General features: G+C 51.5%; 16 protein-coding genes. 1 reads left to right on the top strand and 15 read right to left on the bottom strand.

Going from position 1 to position 17,735, the window contains the following annotated elements:
* Nucleotide 1: 1 nt before the first annotated feature.
* The 6 genes from ACGHM3_RS10335 to ACGHM3_RS10310 form a co-directional block, all read right to left on the bottom strand.
* On the bottom strand, nt 2-859 hold the full coding sequence (locus ACGHM3_RS10335) for a class III extradiol dioxygenase subunit beta (protein WP_345416829.1): 858 nt from the start codon (nt 857-859) through the stop codon (nt 2-4).
* Nucleotides 852-1,247 carry a protocatechuate 4,5-dioxygenase subunit alpha gene (gene ligA, locus ACGHM3_RS10330; protein WP_345416832.1) on the bottom strand — a complete coding sequence of 132 codons (396 nt, stop codon included), beginning with the start codon at nt 1,245-1,247 and terminating at the stop codon, nt 852-854. Before ligA ends, ACGHM3_RS10335 begins: the two co-directional genes overlap by 8 nt.
* Before the next feature lie 3 nt (nt 1,248-1,250).
* Complete coding sequence (locus ACGHM3_RS10325; RefSeq protein WP_345416835.1) at nt 1,251-2,150, bottom strand: amidohydrolase family protein; 900 nt, start codon at nt 2,148-2,150, stop codon at nt 1,251-1,253.
* A 2-nt stretch (nt 2,151-2,152) separates the two neighbouring features.
* Nucleotides 2,153-3,172 carry an amidohydrolase family protein gene (locus ACGHM3_RS10320; protein WP_345416838.1) on the bottom strand — a complete coding sequence of 340 codons (1,020 nt, stop codon included), beginning with the start codon at nt 3,170-3,172 and terminating at the stop codon, nt 2,153-2,155.
* Between the two features lie 108 nt (nt 3,173-3,280).
* Nucleotides 3,281-4,354 carry a 4-oxalomesaconate tautomerase gene (locus ACGHM3_RS10315; RefSeq protein ID WP_345416841.1) on the bottom strand — a complete coding sequence of 358 codons (1,074 nt, stop codon included), beginning with the start codon at nt 4,352-4,354 and terminating at the stop codon, nt 3,281-3,283.
* 15 nt (nt 4,355-4,369) lie between these two features.
* A complete protein-coding gene (locus ACGHM3_RS10310; protein WP_345416844.1) occupies nt 4,370-5,059 on the bottom strand; it encodes a 4-carboxy-4-hydroxy-2-oxoadipate aldolase/oxaloacetate decarboxylase in 690 nt (229 codons plus the stop codon).
* A 128-nt stretch (nt 5,060-5,187) separates the two neighbouring features.
* Between ACGHM3_RS10310 and ACGHM3_RS10305 the strand changes: the two genes are divergently transcribed.
* On the top strand, nt 5,188-6,381 hold the full coding sequence (locus ACGHM3_RS10305) for a LysR family transcriptional regulator (RefSeq protein ID WP_345416847.1): 1,194 nt from the start codon (nt 5,188-5,190) through the stop codon (nt 6,379-6,381).
* Here the strand turns inward: ACGHM3_RS10305 and ACGHM3_RS10300 are convergent.
* The 9 genes from ACGHM3_RS10300 to ACGHM3_RS10260 form a co-directional block, all read right to left on the bottom strand.
* A complete protein-coding gene (locus ACGHM3_RS10300; RefSeq protein ID WP_345416849.1) occupies nt 6,378-7,403 on the bottom strand; it encodes an AraC family transcriptional regulator in 1,026 nt (341 codons plus the stop codon). The two genes, ACGHM3_RS10305 and ACGHM3_RS10300, sit on opposite strands and share 4 nt — an antisense overlap.
* A 14-nt stretch (nt 7,404-7,417) precedes the next feature.
* A complete protein-coding gene (locus tag ACGHM3_RS10295) occupies nt 7,418-8,284 on the bottom strand; it encodes an amidohydrolase family protein (RefSeq protein ID WP_345416851.1) in 867 nt (288 codons plus the stop codon).
* Between the two features lie 65 nt (nt 8,285-8,349).
* Nucleotides 8,350-9,843 carry an AMP-binding protein gene (locus ACGHM3_RS10290; protein WP_390518060.1) on the bottom strand — a complete coding sequence of 498 codons (1,494 nt, stop codon included), beginning with the start codon at nt 9,841-9,843 and terminating at the stop codon, nt 8,350-8,352.
* 5 nt (nt 9,844-9,848) lie between these two features.
* Nucleotides 9,849-10,688, bottom strand: coding sequence for a p-hydroxycinnamoyl CoA hydratase/lyase (locus ACGHM3_RS10285; RefSeq protein ID WP_345416857.1), 840 nt, complete (start codon nt 10,686-10,688; stop codon nt 9,849-9,851).
* An 81-nt stretch (nt 10,689-10,769) separates the two neighbouring features.
* The gene (locus ACGHM3_RS10280) at nt 10,770-12,167 is read right to left on the bottom strand and encodes an aldehyde dehydrogenase (protein WP_345416859.1); all 1,398 of its coding nucleotides are present in this window, start codon (nt 12,165-12,167) and stop codon (nt 10,770-10,772) included.
* 22 nt (nt 12,168-12,189) lie between these two features.
* The gene (locus ACGHM3_RS10275) at nt 12,190-13,524 is read right to left on the bottom strand and encodes an MFS transporter (RefSeq protein WP_345416862.1); all 1,335 of its coding nucleotides are present in this window, start codon (nt 13,522-13,524) and stop codon (nt 12,190-12,192) included.
* 190 nt (nt 13,525-13,714) lie between these two features.
* Entirely contained in the window at nt 13,715-14,845 is a 1,131-nt protein-coding gene (locus ACGHM3_RS10270) for a TonB-dependent receptor (protein ID WP_345416865.1), read from the bottom strand.
* An 18-nt stretch (nt 14,846-14,863) separates the two neighbouring features.
* Nucleotides 14,864-16,015, bottom strand: a complete 1,152-nt coding sequence (locus ACGHM3_RS10265) for a TonB-dependent receptor (RefSeq protein WP_345416867.1) — start codon at nt 16,013-16,015, stop codon at nt 14,864-14,866.
* A gap of 386 nt (nt 16,016-16,401) precedes the next feature.
* Entirely contained in the window at nt 16,402-17,442 is a 1,041-nt protein-coding gene (locus ACGHM3_RS10260) for an aromatic ring-hydroxylating dioxygenase subunit alpha (RefSeq protein WP_345416869.1), read from the bottom strand.
* Nucleotides 17,443-17,735: the final 293 nt, after the last annotated feature.

Raw genomic sequence — 17,735 nt, 5'->3', positions numbered from 1 at the left:
TTTATAGCTCCTCAGTTTGTTTCCCGTTTTCTAAGATCACGTGCCCTACTGCAGTGTTGGAAGCAGGCACATGATAGAAACGGTGTTTTTGTATTACGTTATCGTCCATTGCGCCACGCGCCACCAACCACATTACCAGCTCAATACCTTCTGAGCCGGCCAAGCGAACGTAGTCAAGGTGTGGTGTCCGAGCTAATTCTTCTGGTTCTGACGCCAGTTTATCTAAAAAGTTGTTATCAAACTCTTTATTAATTAACCCAGCTCTTGGACCTTGCAGCTGGTGGCTCATGCCGCCAGTGCCCCAAATCTGAATGTTTAAGTCGTCATCAAACGTTTCTACGGCCTTTTTAAGCGCTTTGCCCAAGGCATAGCAACGGTTGCCCGTGGGCACTGGATACAAAACCACATTAACGGCAATTGGGATTACCTTAACCGGCCAATGCTCGGGCTGGCCAAACATTAATGACAGCGGCACGGTTAAACCGTGATCAACGTCAACGCTGTTAACAACCGTTAGATCGAACTCATCCAAAATTAACGACTGCGCCAGATGCGATGCCAGCTCAGGGTGGCCTTTTACGTTGGGCACTGGACGTGGGCCCCAGCCTTCGTCAGCAGGCTTAAACTCTTCACCGGTGAGCATGGCAAAGGTAGGAATAAAATTAGAATCGAAAGCCGTTGCGTGGTCGTTGTATACCAACAACACTACGTCTGGCATATTTTCCTTAATCCACTCCTTGGAGTACTCGTAGCCCTTAAATAACGGCTGCCAATAGGCTTCATCGGTAACGCCATTATCGATGGCCGCACCAATGGCCGGTACGTGGGAGGTATAGACACTGGCAGAAATTTTAGCCATTGGAATCACTCTCTTTGTATAAGTTGCCTTCAGGCGAGCGGCCGCCTTCGATCATCATTTTTTTGTATTCTTCCTGGCTCATTCCCGTCATGGTGGCGGCAGCAAATTGAAAGCTCAGTCCGTCGGTAGAAAAGATTTTTGCCAAAAAGTAAATATTGCCACCCAAAGACATCATTTCATTGTAATCGCGAGCTATAACCGCGGCTTTTTGCGCTTCAGTCATGGGCCATTGGTCTAGATAGGCTCGTTCGTCGAGTAAGAATTTTTCACGATTGGGGGCTTTCATCAGCGACATGCAAAACTGATTTAGATGAAAGCCTTTACGCGCTTGGTCGGCATCAAAAATAGTGGTGCCGGGAATATCTTGATAAGGTTTTTCCAGTGCCATAATTTAACCCTGCTCCTCTGGCCAATACAAATGCATGGGATTGTCGACCAATAATTTTTGTTGCAGTTCAGCGGTTACCGCAATGCGAGGAATGAAATCCACCAGCTGACCTTCATCTGGGGTGTGGGATTTCAGATTTGGGTGTGGCCAATCGGTGCCCCACAATACGCGATCTGGAAATGTTTCTACAACTTTGCGGGCAAAGGGTACGACATCATCGTAGTTATAGGATGCCTGCTGAGTTAACCGCTCCGGGCAACTTACTTTACACCAAAAGTTCTTGTTGGTTTTCAACAACTCTAAAAACAACGAGAACTCTTCGCCGTCAATGGGCTTGGTCACGTCTGGCCGCCCCATGTGATCTACTACTACATCGGTGGGCAAAGAGGTAAAGAAGGAGTACAGCTCGGGCAGCTCCTGGGCCTCAAAATAAATCACGATATGCCAACCTAATGGGGCGATCTTTTGTGAAATAATTTCAAGCGTATCAAACGGTAGTTTGTCTACCAGGCGCTTAACAAAATTAAAGCGTACGCCGCGCACACCCGCAGCGTGCAGCTCTTGCAGCTCTTGCTCGGTCACATCTTTTGTTACCGTGGCCACGCCTCTAGCTTTACCATCGGAGTGCGCTAAGGCATCGACCAGGGCGCGGTTATCGGCGCCGTGGCAGGTAGCCTGAACAATCACGTTACGGCTCAAACCTAGGTGATCACGCAGCGCCCACAGTTTTTCTTTGGGGCCGTCACAGGGTGTGTATTTACGCTGAGGCGCATAGGGGAAAACATCACCTGGGCCAAATACGTGGCAATGGGCGTCTACCGCTCCGGCGGGTAATTTAAAACTCGGTTTGGTTGGGTTTGGGTGATATACCCGCCAACCAAAATCCATGGTGAAATCACTCATTGTTATATGCCTCGCGCTTTAAGCGACGCATCCAAACGCGGATAGACACGACGCGCATTACCGGAAAACACCTTTTCACGGTCTACATCGTTTAAGTTTAACGCATCTACATAGCGTTTGGTGTCATCAAAAAAGTTACCGGTTTCTGGGTCGATACCGCGCACGGCACCCACCATTTCAGAACCAAACAAAATATTATCGATGTCGATGACACGAAACAGCAAATCAATACCCGGCTGGTGGTATACGCAGGTATCAAAGAAGACGTTTTTCATAACATGCTCTACCAGCGGTGGCCGCTTAAGCATATCCGCTAAACCTCGGTAACGACCCCAGTGGTAAGGCACCGCGCCACCGCCGTGTGGAATCACAAAGCGCAAATCGGGGAAATCTTTGAACAAATCGCCTTGGATAAACTGCATGAACGCGGTGGTATCAGCGTTGATATAGTGGGCACCGGTGGCGTGGAAGTTATGGTTACACGAACCCGATACATGGATCATGGCCGGCACATCCAGCTCTACCATTTTTTCGAAGAAAGGATACCAAGATTTATCGGTTAACGGTGCCGAGGTCCAATGGCCACCGGAAGGGTCTGGGTTGAGGTTACAACCGATAAAGCCAAGCTCATCAACGCAGCGCTCCAATTCTTTAATGGAGTGGCTAATATCTACGCCCGGCGATTGCGGCAGTTGGCAGACGCCAATAAAGTATTCTGGGTAAAGATCCACCACGCGCTTGATTAAATCGTTACAGGCAGACGTCCACTGCTCGGAAACCGCACGGTCGCCCAGGTGGTGTGCCATGGCCGATGCCCGTGGCGAGAAAATGGTCATATCTGCACCGCGCTCTTTTAGCAAGCGCAGTTGGTTTTGCTCGATACTTTCTTGAATTTGCTCATCGCTGATGGAAGGTACTTCAGGTAACGCAGTACCTTGCTTAAACGCATCCAATTGCGCTTCACGGAATAACTGGTGTGGCTCTGGCGCTGTTGTGTAGTGGCCGTGGCAATCAATAATCATAAGCTTGGTTCTCTTGTTGGCCAGCCTGGGAGCTGACGCTTTGTTACTTTATGAATCGGTGGCAGAACTGAAAAGCAACCGTAATTTCCGCTCTATTTCCGCTCTAAGTTACACAAACACTTCGCCGCACATAAGTAAGCGCGCGGTTCGCAACAGTGCTGCACGGTTGACCGTAATGTCGGCGCCGTCGCCTTGGGCAATGTCCATTTCCACGGAGAAAAAGCCGGTGGGATGTTCAACTTCAATCAGGCTGGCACCGGACGCAGCATCTGTTGCACCAGTTAAATCATAGGCAACGGTGCCTGGCATAACACAGGCAGTGGCCACGCTAACCGAGCCTAAAACGCCAATGGCTTCGTGCACGCGATGTGGAATAAACGTCCGCGTGTTAATTACGCCGCCATTCACCGGTGGTGACACTAAACACATTTTAGGTACGGTTTTTTTCTCCACATCGCCTAGATTCATGCGCGGGCCGATGGCTAGCCGGATTGCCTCCACTTTTTGCTTAAGCTCTGCGTTGGCTTCAAGCTGTTCTGGGCTCTCTGTGCCTTCAATGCCGAAATCTGCGGCGTCTAAAACCACTACAGGCATGCCGTTATCGATACAGGTTACCGAAACACCATTGATCTCATCGACCAAATTGCCCGTAGGCAGTAACGCACCGCAACTGGAGCCAGCGATATCCAAAAAGTCGATGGGCACCGGGGCTGCGCTGCCGGGAACGCCGTCGATCTTGGCCTCCCCCTGGTAATTAACCTGTTTGCCAGGGGTTTCTACCCGAGCGACCGCTTTGGCACCGGTGTTAACCATATGAATACGCACATCGGTGTGGCCGTCTTGGGCTGCCACCAAACCGCGTTCAATGGCGAAGGGTCCAACCCCAGCTAAGATATTGCCGCAATTTTGCGCATCACTGACTTCGGCCTTATCTACCACCACCTGTAGAAACAGGTAATCGACGTCAATGTCGTCGTGGGCGGAGGGGCTAACCACAGCCACTTTACTGGTCAAGGGGTGGCCCCCGCCCATACCATCAATTTGGCGCGTATCCGGCGAACCCATGGCAGCCAGTAACACTTGATTACGCGCCTCTGGCTCCTGGGGTAGATCGCTGGCTAAAAAATACAGGCCTTTAGAGGTACCACCTCGGTAGACCATGCATGGAATGGCTTGCTGCACGGTAATGTCCTCGGCTTAGACTTCGTCCAGGCTTTTAACCCAACGCATGCCCTTCTCTTTTAAGCGCTCGCGCATGTTGTAGATGTCCAAGCCCAGCTCGCCGGCTTCAAAGCGCGCGCGCTTGGCCTCTTCGTTGGCTTCACGGGCTTTGACTTTCTCGTGCACTGCAGCGGCTTCGCCTTTACGTACCACCACCACACCATCACCGTCGGCAACAATCAAATCACCAGGGTTGATCAGCGCGCCGGCGCACACTACGGGTACGTTAACGTTACACACGGTCTCTTTTACGCAACCCTGGGCAAAAACAGCCTTAGACCAAACTGGGAAGCCCATATCAGTTAGCGTTTGGGTATCACGCACGCCGCCGTCAATAATCAACCCTAGAACACCGCGGGCTTTTAACGAGGTGGCGAGCAAATCGCCAAAAAATCCATCTTCACAGGGGCTTGTGGGGGACACCACCAGCACATCACCTGGCCGGCATTGCTCCACAGCAACATGAATCATCCAGTTATCATTGGGGGCCACTTCACAGGTAACGGCTGGGCCTGCAATGGCGGCAGGCTTGTAGATGGGCGACATATAAGAAGCCAATAACCCTTTGCGCCCCTGGGCCTCGTGTACCGTAGCAACCTCTGCGCCCTGGTACAGCTCCACCACGGATTCGTCTACGCGATCTATTTCTGTGACACAAACTGGCATAACAGCCCCCTTTTACGTGAATTGATTTTATGGGCCTAAATAATGGCGGTTGGTGGTAATTTTTTGTACTTCAATTGCTGTGCATAGGTATTAGATTTATCTATAATTGGTTCAAAAAGGAACGTTCCGTGAATCCACTAAACAACGCCCCAAATCTCCGCCATCTTGCCGCTGCCATAGAAGTGAAACGCCAAGGCAGCATCAACCGCGCCGCCAGCCAAATTCACCTAACGCAATCGGCGCTGACCCAAGCCATGAAAAAGCTTGAGGCTTCTTTGGGATTCAAGCTGTTTGACCGCGCTTCGGTTGGCTTATTCCCTACGGAACAAGGGGTTATCTACCTAGACCGCGTGGAACGGGCTATTGAGCATCTAACCGCCATCGAAAAACACTTGCAGAACCAACGCTCCAGCAAGCGTACTCCCATCTACCGGCAGCTCACCACCACGCAATTGCGAGCCTTTATTTGCGTAGTAGAAGAGGAAAGCTACACTCTCGCCGCGCGTCGCCTGGGCCAAACCCAACCCACTGTGCACCGTGCAGTAAAGGAAATGGAAGCCATCTGTGGGCAGACGTTCTTCCGACGAGCGCCTAATGGGGTGGAGCCATCCTGGCAAGCACGCTTGGTTGTGCGCCATATCAATTTATTCTTTTCTGAATTATCCCAGGGGCTGGAAGAAGTCAGCGAGCACGGCGGTATTTTGCGCGGCACCTTGCGCGTGGGCAGCCTACCCCTTTCGCGGACAGAAATGGTGCCAAAGGCGGTGGTACAGTTGCTGAAAGAGTTCCACAAGGCGCAAGTGAGCATAATTGATGGCCCCTACGAAGAACAGCTCAGTGCTCTATTGAACGGGCGCATTGATATGATTGTGGGCGCCCTGCGCGACCCACTGCCCAGTCCGGACGTGGTGCAAGAGTTTCTATTTCAAGACCCGTTACACCTAGTTGTCAGACCCAGCCATCCACTGGCGACTGCGCCTTCTAGCACAGCAAAAGAGCTACGTGAACTAGAGTGGGTTGCGCCAAAAGAGAATACCCCTGCACGAGAGGCCTTCACTCGATTTTTTACTTCACAGGATTTAGAGCCACCCGAGCACATTGTGGAGTGCAGTTCTCTGGTTGCGATCCGAGGAATTTTATTGGAAAGCGATCGCGTTGCGCTACTTCCCGCGCAGCAAGTTCAACTGGAGGTAGATTTAGGTTTGCTGGCCGTAAGCCCACAAACCTTGCCGGGTACCAGCCGAAAAATTGGCTTAACCTTTAGGGCTAATTACAGCCCCACCAAAGTACAGCGACGATTTATCGAGTTGATTAAGCACTAGTCGCCGGCGGGCTTAACGGCGCGCTCGTCCAAGCGTTCGGCACGATAGCAACGGGGAGAAACACCCGTCCAAGTTTTGAATGCACGGGCGAACACTGCTGGATCGGAGAAGCCTACTTTCTGAGCGATTTCGCTTACCGGTACAGCCTTGTGGGCCAGCAGGTGCACGGCTTTATCACGCCGTACCAGATCTTTCAGCTGCTGGTACGAAGTACCCTCCATTTTTAACCGCCGAATCAGCGTGCGCTTGGTCATATTTAAATGGCCAGCCACGTCTTCAATAATGGGGAAACCTTCCTGTAGTCGCCGCTGTAAAATACGCTTCACATCCTGAGACAGACTGAAGTCTGTTTCGGGTTGCATAAAAAATTCTTTTGGCCCACGCCGAACAAAGGCCGCCAACGACTCCGGCGAGCGAACCACCGAGTGCTCTAAATAATTTTTGTGGAATACTAGGCCAAGAGCAGCTTCGTTAAAGCGGTGCTTACCCGGGAATAAATAAGCGTATTCACTGGCGTGAGCCGGCGCGGAGTAATCGAACAGCACATGGTTGAGCGTGATACTTTCGGCAATAAGCCAAGAGGCAAAACGATGCCAACTCATTAAAACGATTTCGGCCAAAAGGTGCTTGTGATCTTGGTGCCCTGGAGCCAAGCGAAAGCTGAGTGTGGCCAAATCACCATCGATGTCTAGCTGAGCCGAGTAGGCTTTGGTAACCATGCCGTATAGCTGAACACCCAGGGTAAGCGCATCGGCCAAATTGGCCTCGTGGATGGCCAGCTTACCCATCATTTGAAAGGCCCCGCGCGGAATGGGATGCTGGCCAATGCCCATGGCTTCATCTTGCAGATGATCCCATAGGCTTTCTACGATAAGGGCGAGTTTTTCGGCCGGGATTCGGGTATCACCTGCATTGAGAGCGGATTCTGGCACGCCAGTGCGATCGAGCAACACATCGCGCGGGATACCTTTGCTCTCGGCAAGTAGAAAAAGGTCGCTGAAAAAATTATTGGCCGCTGTCATAGCGGGTAAGACTATCACAAGCCGAGTAGTTTCACTGCGTTATCTTTGATGATGGCTTGCAACACTTCGTCTTTAAAACCCACCTTTTTTGCGGCTTCGATCCAGGCATCCGGACGAATTAACGGAAAGTCCGAGCCGAACAGCATTTTGTGGCTGAGCTGGGTATTAGCGTATTGGATAATCTGCGGTGGAAAGTACTTGGGGGACCAGCCGCTTAAATCGATAAACACATTGGCTTTGTGCAAAGCCATGGAGAGACTTTCGTCAGTCCAGGGCCAACCAGGATGGGCCAAAATAAAATTGATGTCTGGAAAATCTACCGCCACCTCATCAACCAAAATAGGTTGGCCGTATTTCAGCTTTATACCGCCACCGCCTTTTAAGCCGGTACCCATGCCAGAGTGGCCAGTGTGAAAGATGGCCGGCAACTTGTGTTCTGCGATCACCTCATAAATAGGATAACCCATTCGATCGGCCGGGCTGCAATCCTGCATAGGCGGGTGAAACTTAAAGCCCTTAACCCCCCAGTTTTCAATCAGATCACGGGCCTCCCGGGCGCCTAACTTGCCTTTATGCGGGTCAATGGATGCGAAGGGAATCACCACATCACTGTTGTCCCTTGCAAGCTCGGCAATCTCTTCGTTTCGAATGCGCTTGGCCCCTACTCCGGCCTCACAATCAACCGTAAATAGGCAAAAAGCCATATTCTGCTGGCGATAGTAATCGATGGTTTCCTGAATGGTTGGCCGTTGCCGAGGCGCTTTGAAATAGCTGGTAGCGGCATCAAAAAACTTGCCCATCACCGGGTCTTCTGGGTCGTGACAGGAAACTTCGGCGTGGACATGCACGTCGATGGCAGCCACAGTTTTTGGATCGATCATATCTTTGGCCCCAACGGTTGTGTGAGCAGATACTGTATTTGATGCACAAGTTTACATACAGGCGCTTAAACGCCTACAGAGTACTCGTCTCGCAGCTGATGTTTGAGTATTTTACCCAGGCTGTTACGCGGTATAGCCGATATTTTTTGCACCTGCTTTGGAATTTTATAGCGCGCGACATGCTCAGTTAAATAGGCTTCAATATCCACCAGGGTAATCGCCTCTTCGGCAACGTAGAACAGACAACCTACCTCGCCCCATTTTTCATCCGGCAAGCCCACGACCGCTAGCTCTTTTATGCCGGGATATTTCACCAATACCGCTTCTACCTCAGCCGGGTAAACATTTTCGCCACCGGAGATGTACATATCTTTTTTGCGGTCTGTAACTCGATAAAAACCGTCGTTATCTCGCAATAGTACGTCTCCGGTACGGAACCAACCATCCTCGGTGAAGGCTTTCGCCGTTTCCTCTGGGCGCTGCCAATAGCCCCGGGTGATATTGTCGCCCTTAATTTGCAACTCGCCAGCACAGCCGGCGCCGAGAATATTGCCTTCGTCGTCCACCAATCGTGATTGCACTCGCGGTGAACTCACCCCTACGCAACCGGCTTTTTGGCCAATAAGCGTTTGATCCAACGGCATGCCGAACACCGTGCCGGATTCGCTCATACCATAACCATCGACAATGGCAATGCCATCGTTTAGCCAATCTTGTATTTGCGCCGCTGGGTGTGGTGCCCCACCGGTGAACAGCGCAGTCAAGCCGCGCAGTTTATCGGCGTTGAAGTCGGGTTCTTCCCGCAACATCACCGCCATTTGTGGCACACAAAAATAGTGCGTCAATCTCAGCTCGGCATCGCTTAAACGTGCCAGGGTACGAGCCGGTAAAAAACGGTCAGAGACCGAGATTTTTGCCCCGCGAAATAACGCCGGGCGCACCGAGGCCACCATGCCAATGGTGTGGAACATCGGCGATTCACACAGCAGGTGGCTGCCGCCTTCCACTTCGCCCAAAAGGCTGAAATTGATCGCGTTCTCGGTGAGATTACGCTCGGATAACAACACGCCTTTGGGCTTGCCCGTGGTGCCCGATGTGTACAACATCAACGACGGTAAGTCGGGCGACATGGGATGACATGGCGCAGGTTCTACCAAACCACATTTTGCGATTAAGCCATCTATAGGCTGGATGTTAAGGTCGGCCACAACCGCCTTAGCATGCTCTAATAAGCTCGCCAGATCGTCGGCGTAGACCACCGTTGGCGTGCAATCCTGAATCAAGACACTCAACTCTTCGCCAGACAAACGCCAATTGAGCGGCACAAAAATCGCCCCTAGGCGGGCACAGGCAAACTGTAAGGCGATAAATTCAGCCCGGTTTTTTGCAAGGCACGCTACCCGCGCGCCTTCCTCAACCCCCAAACCTTGAAGCACGGTTGCGGTTTGACCGATGAACTGATTGAGCTCTTGATAAGTCCACGCCAAATCAAAGGTCAAATCGGTAACTGCCGCTCGCGTGGGGTGCAAGCTGGCGTGCATCTGAACGTAATCCACCACGGCGCTTATTTTTCCTGCTTGGATTTGTCGTAAGCACCTAAACCGGGCTTGTAAGTTTTGTCGTCGATAAACTGCTTAATGCCCTCTTTGCGGCCAGTGTTGTCAAAGAAATTAGCGGCTTCCTGGGCGCGGATTAGATAATCCTCGGCGTTGTCGTAGGTCATCTCCATCACTCTGCGCACAGCGTCTTTGGTAGCTTTTAATGCAATGGGGTTTTTCTCTAATAGCACTTTGGCCACCGCAGTAACGCGCTCTTTAAGCTTATCCGCCGGTATGGCTTCATTGATTAAGCCCCACTCAGCCGCGGTGGTACCGTCGATGTTCTCACCCATCATGGCGTGGTACATGGCGTTACGCATGTTTAACAAGTTGGTGGCAACTTTAGTGGCGCCGCCGCCGGGCAAAATACCCCAGTTAATTTCGCTTAGGCCGAATTGCGCATCTTCTGCGGCAAAGGCCAAATCACAGGAGTGCAAAGGGCCGTAGCCGCCACCAAAACACCAACCATTTACCATGGCAATAGTTGGCTTTTGGTACCAGCGCAGTCGACGCCACCAACCGTAGGATTCGCTCTGCGCCTGGCGAGTGCCACCCAAGCCAAGCACCTCGGTTTCACGGAAGTATTCTTTTAAATCCATGCCCGCCGTCCAGGCCGTGCCCTCGCCGGTAAGTACCAATACACCTACGTCATCACGGAATTCTAACTCGTGTAAAACACGCATCATTTGGCGATTAAGTTTTGGGCTCATGCAATTGCGTTTTTCAGGCCGATTAAATTTAACCCAAGCAATGCCATCAACCACGTCAAAAGCAACTGTATCTTCTTCACTGCGTTCGCTTGTCATATTTTGTTCCTATTACAACAGAGTAATTTTACAAAGGTATCTCGGCCCGCTCTCCACAGGCCTCAATACAAATTTTCAATTTTAAATGGGGAAATGGCCGGCTTCGGTTTCTACGGTAATCCAACGTAGCTCCGTGAAGCTGTCGATACCCGCTTTGCCGCCAAAACGCCCGTAGCCAGATGCGCCGACACCGCCAAAGGGCATTTGCGCTTCATCGTGTACGGTGGGGCCATTCACGTGGCAAATGCCAGACTTGATTTGGCGCGCAACCTTTAAGCCGCGAGCTTGGTTTTGAGTAAACACAGCAGCGCTTAGGCCGTACTCACTGTCGTTGGCAATTCGAATTGCATCGGCTTCGTCTTTGGCGCGAATCATGGCGACTACCGGTCCAAAGCTTTCATCGCGATACAATTTCATCTCATCGGTAACCTTGTCTACCAAGGTAGCTGACATCAATACCGAATCTGCCTTGCCACCGGATAATATTTGCGCACCCTTGCCCACGGCATCGTCGATTAAGCCATTCACTTTATCGATAGTCGCCATATCTACCACTGCACCCAGCGGGGTGGCACCCTCGCGCGGGTCACCGGCGGGCATACTGTTCGCTTTTGCCGCCATTTTTTCAGCAAAGGCATCGGCCACAGAATCCACCACGATTAAGCGCTCAGTGGACATACAAATTTGCCCCTGATTCATAAACGCACCGAACGCCGCAGCCTTGACGGCCTCGTCCAGATCGGCGTCGTCCAATACGATTAAAGGCGCTTTACCGTCCAGCTCTAGCAAACACGGCTTTAAATGCTCCGCGGCACGCTTGGCGATGATGCGGCCAACATTGGTGGCACCGGTAAAGTTAATGCGTTTTACCAGCGGGTGATCAATTAACGCACCAACGATTTCTGGAGCGTCTTTAGGGGCGTTGGTGACTACCTTGACGGTGCCCTCAGGGAAGCCCGCTTCGCTTAACGCTTCAATAATTAAAGCGTGGGTACGTGGGTAGGTTTCAGAGGCTTTGAGTACCACGGCGTTACCGCAAGCCAAGGCCGTAGCCACTGCGCGGACACCCAAAATAATGGGTGCGTTCCAAGGGGCGATGCCGAGGATAACCCCCACAGGCTCTCGCACTGCCATGGCCAAGCAGCCTGGCTTATCAGAGGGAATTACCTCACCATTAATTTGTGTGGTGATGGAAGCCGCCTCGCGCATCATGGAAACCGCCAGCATAAGATTGAACATGGCCCAACCCTGGGTTGCGCCGATCTCGTTCATCATGGCTTGGACAAATTCCTCTTGCTTAGCCTGCAGGGCATCTGCTGCTGCTGCCAATACCGCTCGACGAGCATTTGGCCCCTGCTGAGACCAGGCTTCAAAGCCGGCTTGTGCCTGCTCCACAATGGCCGGAATATCGGCCGTCTGCATGGCTTCGGCACTGCTTGCAACTTCGCCTGTAATTGGATTTATGCGTTCGAAGTTCATTGTTCCCTCCAAGTTTTCGTTATTAAATGCTGCTGGGTAGCTTGTGTCGTTTTAACACCGGCCCCAAGAATACCAACGCAGCGGCAGCAACCAGTGCGCCTGCACCCATTACCACGGAAACGGTTTGTAGATTAAAGCCGGCCGTAAATAAAAACCCGGCCAAAATAGGCCCAAGTGCGGCACCGCCACGGCCTATGCCAATAACAATCCCAGTACCACTGCCACGCACATCCGCGGGGAACGCATTAGCAATCAAAGCGTAAAAGCCCACTACACTGGCATTGGTAAAAAAGCCGGTCATGGCTGCAATGGTAGCCAACCCACTCAGTGAGCTTTGCCCCATACCGAAAACAGTGACCATGGCAAAACCGGCTACCAAGGTACCCATTAACAACTTGCGCAACCGAAATTTAGAGGCAATTAGGCCCAGCAAAATAGAACCAGTGGCGCCACCGATGTTGGCCCACACCAGCACCGAACCGGCGGATGATGGCTCATACCCCATGTCCACAACGATTTTAGGAATCCACTTTAGAATAAAGTAGAAGGTCATAATCAGAGAGAAATAAGCCACCACCATTAATACGGTTAGTGAGCGGTACTGCGGAGAAAATAATGTGTGATAGCTGGATTTAGCCGCAGAATTTGGTTCAGCTTTGGGAGGCAACCCAGGCAGTGCCTGATGGCCCATTTTTGCCAGCGTTTTATTAATGCGCTGCAGGGCATCGCCCGGCTGCTTGCGCTGTAAATACTCGATGGATTCCGGCAGTAAGAACCACACAATAAACAAAAATGCGAAGGTAACCGCGGCTCCAAACACAAAGATGGCTCGCCAATCGTATTGCTGCAGCAGCACCGTAGAAATAGACCCGCCAACGATAGCGCCAATGGGATAACCCGTGGCCATTAAAATTACCGCCAGGTTACGGAATTTGGCATTGGCGAACTCAGCCACCATGGCATTGGTTGATGCCAGCATACCGCCAATGCCCAAACCGGTGATAAATCTCACAATCAATAATTGATTGACAGAACCCACTAGCGACGCCAGATACATGCCGATGGTCATAAGCACTAAACAGAATAAGATAGTTGGCCGACGCCCGTATTTATCAGCCATGCCGCCCAAAATAATGGAACCAATGGCCATACCTACCAATTCCATAGCCAACACGATACCCAAAGCAGCCCGGTTAATGGACCACTCTGCGGCGATGCCGGGAGATGCGAAACTGATGGCTAGTACATCAAAACCGTCCAGTGCATTCAGCAAGATGCACAGCCCCACCGCCATGATTTGAAAGCCGTGCATGGGGGATTGATCGAGGATTTTTTTTGCGTCTACGACGTTTTCCATAGGGTTATTCTTATGTTTGTTTACCATTACCTGCACACACAACTTCGCGGGCATTGGATGAACACGTCATCAAACACGAAAGTAAGAGGTGCCACACGGTGCGCCAGGGCCCGAGCTGTAACCAGCCCGGAGCAAGCATAACGGATTGTTTATTTGCCGTAACCCTGTGCACTGCGTTATACCTTTTTTACTAGAAGTTATAGCCAACGGTGAGACCATAGGTGCGCGGTGGCGCCATAAAGCCTGCGTTGGTTCTGGAACTGTTTAAAATAAACGTGCCCAGGTAGATTTCTTCATCGGTAAGGTTTTTGCCCCACATATTCACCGACCACTGCTCATCCGGCGATGTAAGCGTTACGTTGCCGTTAACCGTGGTAACAGATTCCTGGCTGAGCGCATCGTGGTTGAATTGCGAGAAATAGACCTGGTCTTTGTAGGATGCGGCCAGCGTGGAAGACAACGCCCAGTCGTTTGCCAATTGGAAATCCAAGGTAACACCTAGGTTGCCGGCCCACTCCGGTGATTGCACCATACGATTGCCCGACAGCTGCTGGGTAAGATCTACCCCCGCATCGATTAATCCCAATTGTTGGTATACCGTGTCGAATGGGTCGGTTGAGGTGTAGTCGTCGAAGGTAGCGTCCAAGTAGGTCACCGAACCATCGATACGCACCACTTCACTGGCCAGCCAAGTAAACTCCATTTCCCAACCGGTAATTTCCGCTGACGCCGCGTTTTCATACACTAGGGTAAAACCGCTGGTACCCGCTGGCACACTGCGGCCTTGTTGCAAATCGGTGTAATCGTAGTAGAAAGCCGCCGCATTTAATTGCAATTGACGGTCTAAGAACATGCCTTTCATGCCGATTTCAAAAGCGTCGACGATTTCCGGATCCAACACTGGGGAGCGCTGACCGGATAAGAAAATGCCACTTTTAAAGCCCTCTGAGTAGCCAGCGTAGAGCAGCACATCATCGTTCGCGTTCCACTCCAGGCGAACGCTGGGCGAAAATTCTTTGAAGCTTTTGTCATCGGCAAAGGTTAACACCGGCGCGCCAGGGGCAGTCCAATAATCGGTATAACCTTCTCGGCTTTCATCACTGTAACGGCCGCCCACATTGAGCGTGAGATCATCGGTTAAATCCACTGAGACATTGGTAAATAATGCATAGGCCTCGGCTTCAGCAGAACCACGAAACAAAAAGCAAAGATCTTCTTCTGCAGCACCGATAATGCGGTTTGATTGGTTATCGTCGAAGCCACAACCGGTTAACGTTGGGTTACCGTCAATGACAAATTGCGGTACTAGATTGAGATCCAAGCGGTTATCGGATTCTATTTATTCGTGGTAATAAAAGAAGCCGACAATCCCCTTTACTCGATCGGTGCTGAAGTTAAATTGCAATTCCTGGCTGGTTTGTTCGGTTTCAAAACTTTCTGACCAGATGTAAAAATCGACTTCGGTCATGTCAAAGTCGGCCTGGGGCGTTTTCTCAAAGGTTTGGTAGTTGCTCAACGAGGTAAGAGAAAAAACCTCATTAATATCCCAGTTCGCCTCTAGCGAATAAGACGCCTGCTCGCGTTCGTTTTGCAAATCCACATTGGAATTAATGTCTCTAGGGTCCGATGCACGGGTGCCATCCACCGGCTGCGGCTCTAGCGCCGGCAAAGGCGCTGTGTCGTAGGACGGCGAGCGGAATTTCGGAATGTAGTTGGTGTCGTCTTCTTCGTGGCGCTCGGCCGATACGCGCATACTGACCGTATCACTTGGCTCAAAGAGTAATTGACCGCGGATGGACTGCTGCTTGGCATCGTCAATATCACCGCCATCAGCGATATTTTCGCCATAGCCGCCACGGTCTAGAGCGCGCACCGCGATACGCCCCATAACACCATCGGTTAACGCGCCACCGGCGGCGGCTTCTAGCTTGGCAAGCTCGTAATTACCCACGGTGACGCGAGCGTAACCATTTAGCTCTTCTGAGGGCTTTTGGGTAATGACATTAATAGAACCACCGGTGGCGTTACGACCGTAAAGCGTACCCTGAGGGCCACGTAAAACTTCAACGCGCTCAATATCAAATAACGATCCAAACTGTGCGGACGACTGACCTGTGACGACACCGTCAATGTGCATCGCCACAGACGGGTCACCGCCGGCAAAGGGGTTATCGGTGCCAATGCCGCGAATCATAATCTGCGCAAAGCCAAAGCTCTCGCCGATTTGCAAACTGGGCGCCATCGCCTGAAGATCACCAATGTTATTGAAATCTGACTTGGCCAGCTGATCGCTGCCAAATGCCGTGATTGCAGCGCCGATATCCTGGCTGCCCTGCTCGCGTTTTTGAGCGGTTACCACAATTTCTTCGATTTGTGCTGCCGTGACTGTGCCATACGGCGCTGCGACGCTAGCGGCCAAAAGTAAGGAGGTAAAGGTTGTGTTGGGGAATCGCCTGCGCCAAAGGCGTTGGCGGTTATTGAGTTGGTTCATGCTCTTATGCCCTATAGTTATTATGCTTAGTCTCTGAACGACGTTTCCAAGCTTTATATATGGTTTTGATTGACGCTTGGTTACGACAGGACAACAGTAAGGAAAAACCGCAGAAACCAGAATGGCGGTAAGTGACGATTTACCATGCAAAATAAACCACAAGTTACTATCCTGCAAAAAATCGAGGTGCGCAATTCGCCCCTCAAAGCCGAAGGCTTTGAGTTGAGAGCTTCCTAATAAATGTGAGGCTTGCGCAGGCTTTAAAAATTTACGCGAAGGTAGAAAAAATTGACCTGAGGAAAGGGTGTTTTGGCTTTGGTAATACATGAACCAAAGCCAAAGGTTAAAACCTACTGCAAAGTAGGCTAAATCGCCCTAGCACCTGATTAAACTGCCGGGACGTTTTGCTCAGCCTTTATCAGCCGATCAATAATGCGCCGCGATAGGACGCCGCCGGCATCGATATTGAGCTTTAGCAGACGGCGACCAGGGTAGTGCTCGAGGTTGGCTTGCTGTTGCTCCAGCATTTCGAGGTCTTCTGTGAAGATCTTGCCCTGGCCCTGCTTTATGGATTCAGTGGGCTCGGTATCTTGAGGCTTAAAGGTTCTCGCCATGCCCCAGAAGTACCACATGGTGCCATCGGTTTCTGGAGTGATGAAATCCACAACCACACTGCCAGCTTTGTGCTGCGCAGGCGCCGAGTAGCCACCATGGCCGGCGTGGGCTACCCCAACTTCGATTAAGACATGACTGGGCGGTGAAAACCGGCAAATCTGCCAGCGGTCCACGGGCACGTCATCGGCCAAATCATTGGCCCGCAATGCCATCTGCCAGAATGGCGGCGCGGAGACGTTCTCCATGTAGCGCTCGGTGATTGCGGTATCGCCATCCACTCTGGATTTTACCGGCGCTTCGTCGATTTCCTTTTGGCCGATGGAATCGGCGTGCACATAGGTTTCGTGGGTCAGGTCCATAAGATTATCGATCATCAGTCGATAATCGCACTTGATGTGGAATAGTCCTCCACCGTAGGCCCAGTCATCGCCCTCGGCCCAGGGTAAGCTTGGTAGGGCATCGCGCGTGGCTTGCTCTGGGGCGCCCGGCCAAATCCAGACAAAACCACCGTATTCCAAACTGGGAATGGCTTTCACGCAGGGGAAATTTTTAACATTCTGGCCAGGCATGGAGTCTGGCCTGCCATCACTGGCGATCTTGAGGCCGTGATAGCCGCATACAATGTTATCGCCTTCAACAAACCCCAGAGACAGTGGCGCACCGCGGTGCGGGCAAAAGTCTTCTAGAGCTTTGACGGCCCCATTGCTATCTCGATAGAGCACCATAGGTTGATTACAGATTCGACGCCGTAAGGGCTTGACGGTGACTTCTTCAGCTGTCGCTGCGACATACCAGGCATTTTGGATGTGCATGGGGGTACCCCGTTGTATTTATAGTGGCAAGACTATACGGCCCTGCTCGCCACAGCGGCAAGCCAGCAATACCAAACCGTTATAGCATCATAGCTTTTTCTAATACCCAAATCGGTTATATTTCAACCAACCGCAAGTAACAGAGCACGGCGTGCCAAATTAGCGTGCTAAAAGTGACGGCACCACAGAAACTGTCGAGCGTCCAGGTCGGAAACCTACCCGCTCGTTAGTTGTTCGTTACCATTATCTTTTTGTTAGCAGGGAACTTTTCCCCACCAATGAACTCCCGCCAA

Source organism: Halioxenophilus aromaticivorans (assembly GCF_042850945.1).
GTDB classification, from domain to species: Bacteria; Pseudomonadota; Gammaproteobacteria; order Pseudomonadales; family Cellvibrionaceae; genus Halioxenophilus; species Halioxenophilus aromaticivorans.
This window is presented reverse-complemented; position numbering and strand designations above follow the sequence as displayed.

Bases quoted from the DNA above. Each gene is read 5' to 3' on its own strand.
- ACGHM3_RS10335 (WP_345416829.1), bottom strand. From the start codon at position 859: ATGGCTAAAATTTCTGCCAGTGTCTATACCTCCCACGTACCGGCCATT.
- ligA (WP_345416832.1), bottom strand. From the start codon at position 1,247: ATGGCACTGGAAAAACCTTATCAAGATATTCCCGGCACCACTATTTTT.
- ACGHM3_RS10325 (WP_345416835.1), bottom strand. From the start codon at position 2,150: ATGAGTGATTTCACCATGGATTTTGGTTGGCGGGTATATCACCCAAAC.
- ACGHM3_RS10320 (WP_345416838.1), bottom strand. From the start codon at position 3,172: ATGATTATTGATTGCCACGGCCACTACACAACAGCGCCAGAGCCACAC.
- ACGHM3_RS10310 (WP_345416844.1), bottom strand. From the start codon at position 5,059: ATGCCAGTTTGTGTCACAGAAATAGATCGCGTAGACGAATCCGTGGTG.
- ACGHM3_RS10300 (WP_345416849.1), bottom strand. From the start codon at position 7,403: ATGACAGCGGCCAATAATTTTTTCAGCGACCTTTTTCTACTTGCCGAG.
- ACGHM3_RS10295 (WP_345416851.1), bottom strand. From the start codon at position 8,284: ATGATCGATCCAAAAACTGTGGCTGCCATCGACGTGCATGTCCACGCC.
- ACGHM3_RS10285 (WP_345416857.1), bottom strand. From the start codon at position 10,688: ATGACAAGCGAACGCAGTGAAGAAGATACAGTTGCTTTTGACGTGGTT.
- ACGHM3_RS10280 (WP_345416859.1), bottom strand. From the start codon at position 12,167: ATGAACTTCGAACGCATAAATCCAATTACAGGCGAAGTTGCAAGCAGT.
- ACGHM3_RS10275 (WP_345416862.1), bottom strand. From the start codon at position 13,524: ATGGAAAACGTCGTAGACGCAAAAAAAATCCTCGATCAATCCCCCATG.
- ACGHM3_RS10265 (WP_345416867.1), bottom strand. From the start codon at position 16,015: ATGAACCAACTCAATAACCGCCAACGCCTTTGGCGCAGGCGATTCCCC.
- ACGHM3_RS10260 (WP_345416869.1), bottom strand. From the start codon at position 17,442: ATGCACATCCAAAATGCCTGGTATGTCGCAGCGACAGCTGAAGAAGTC.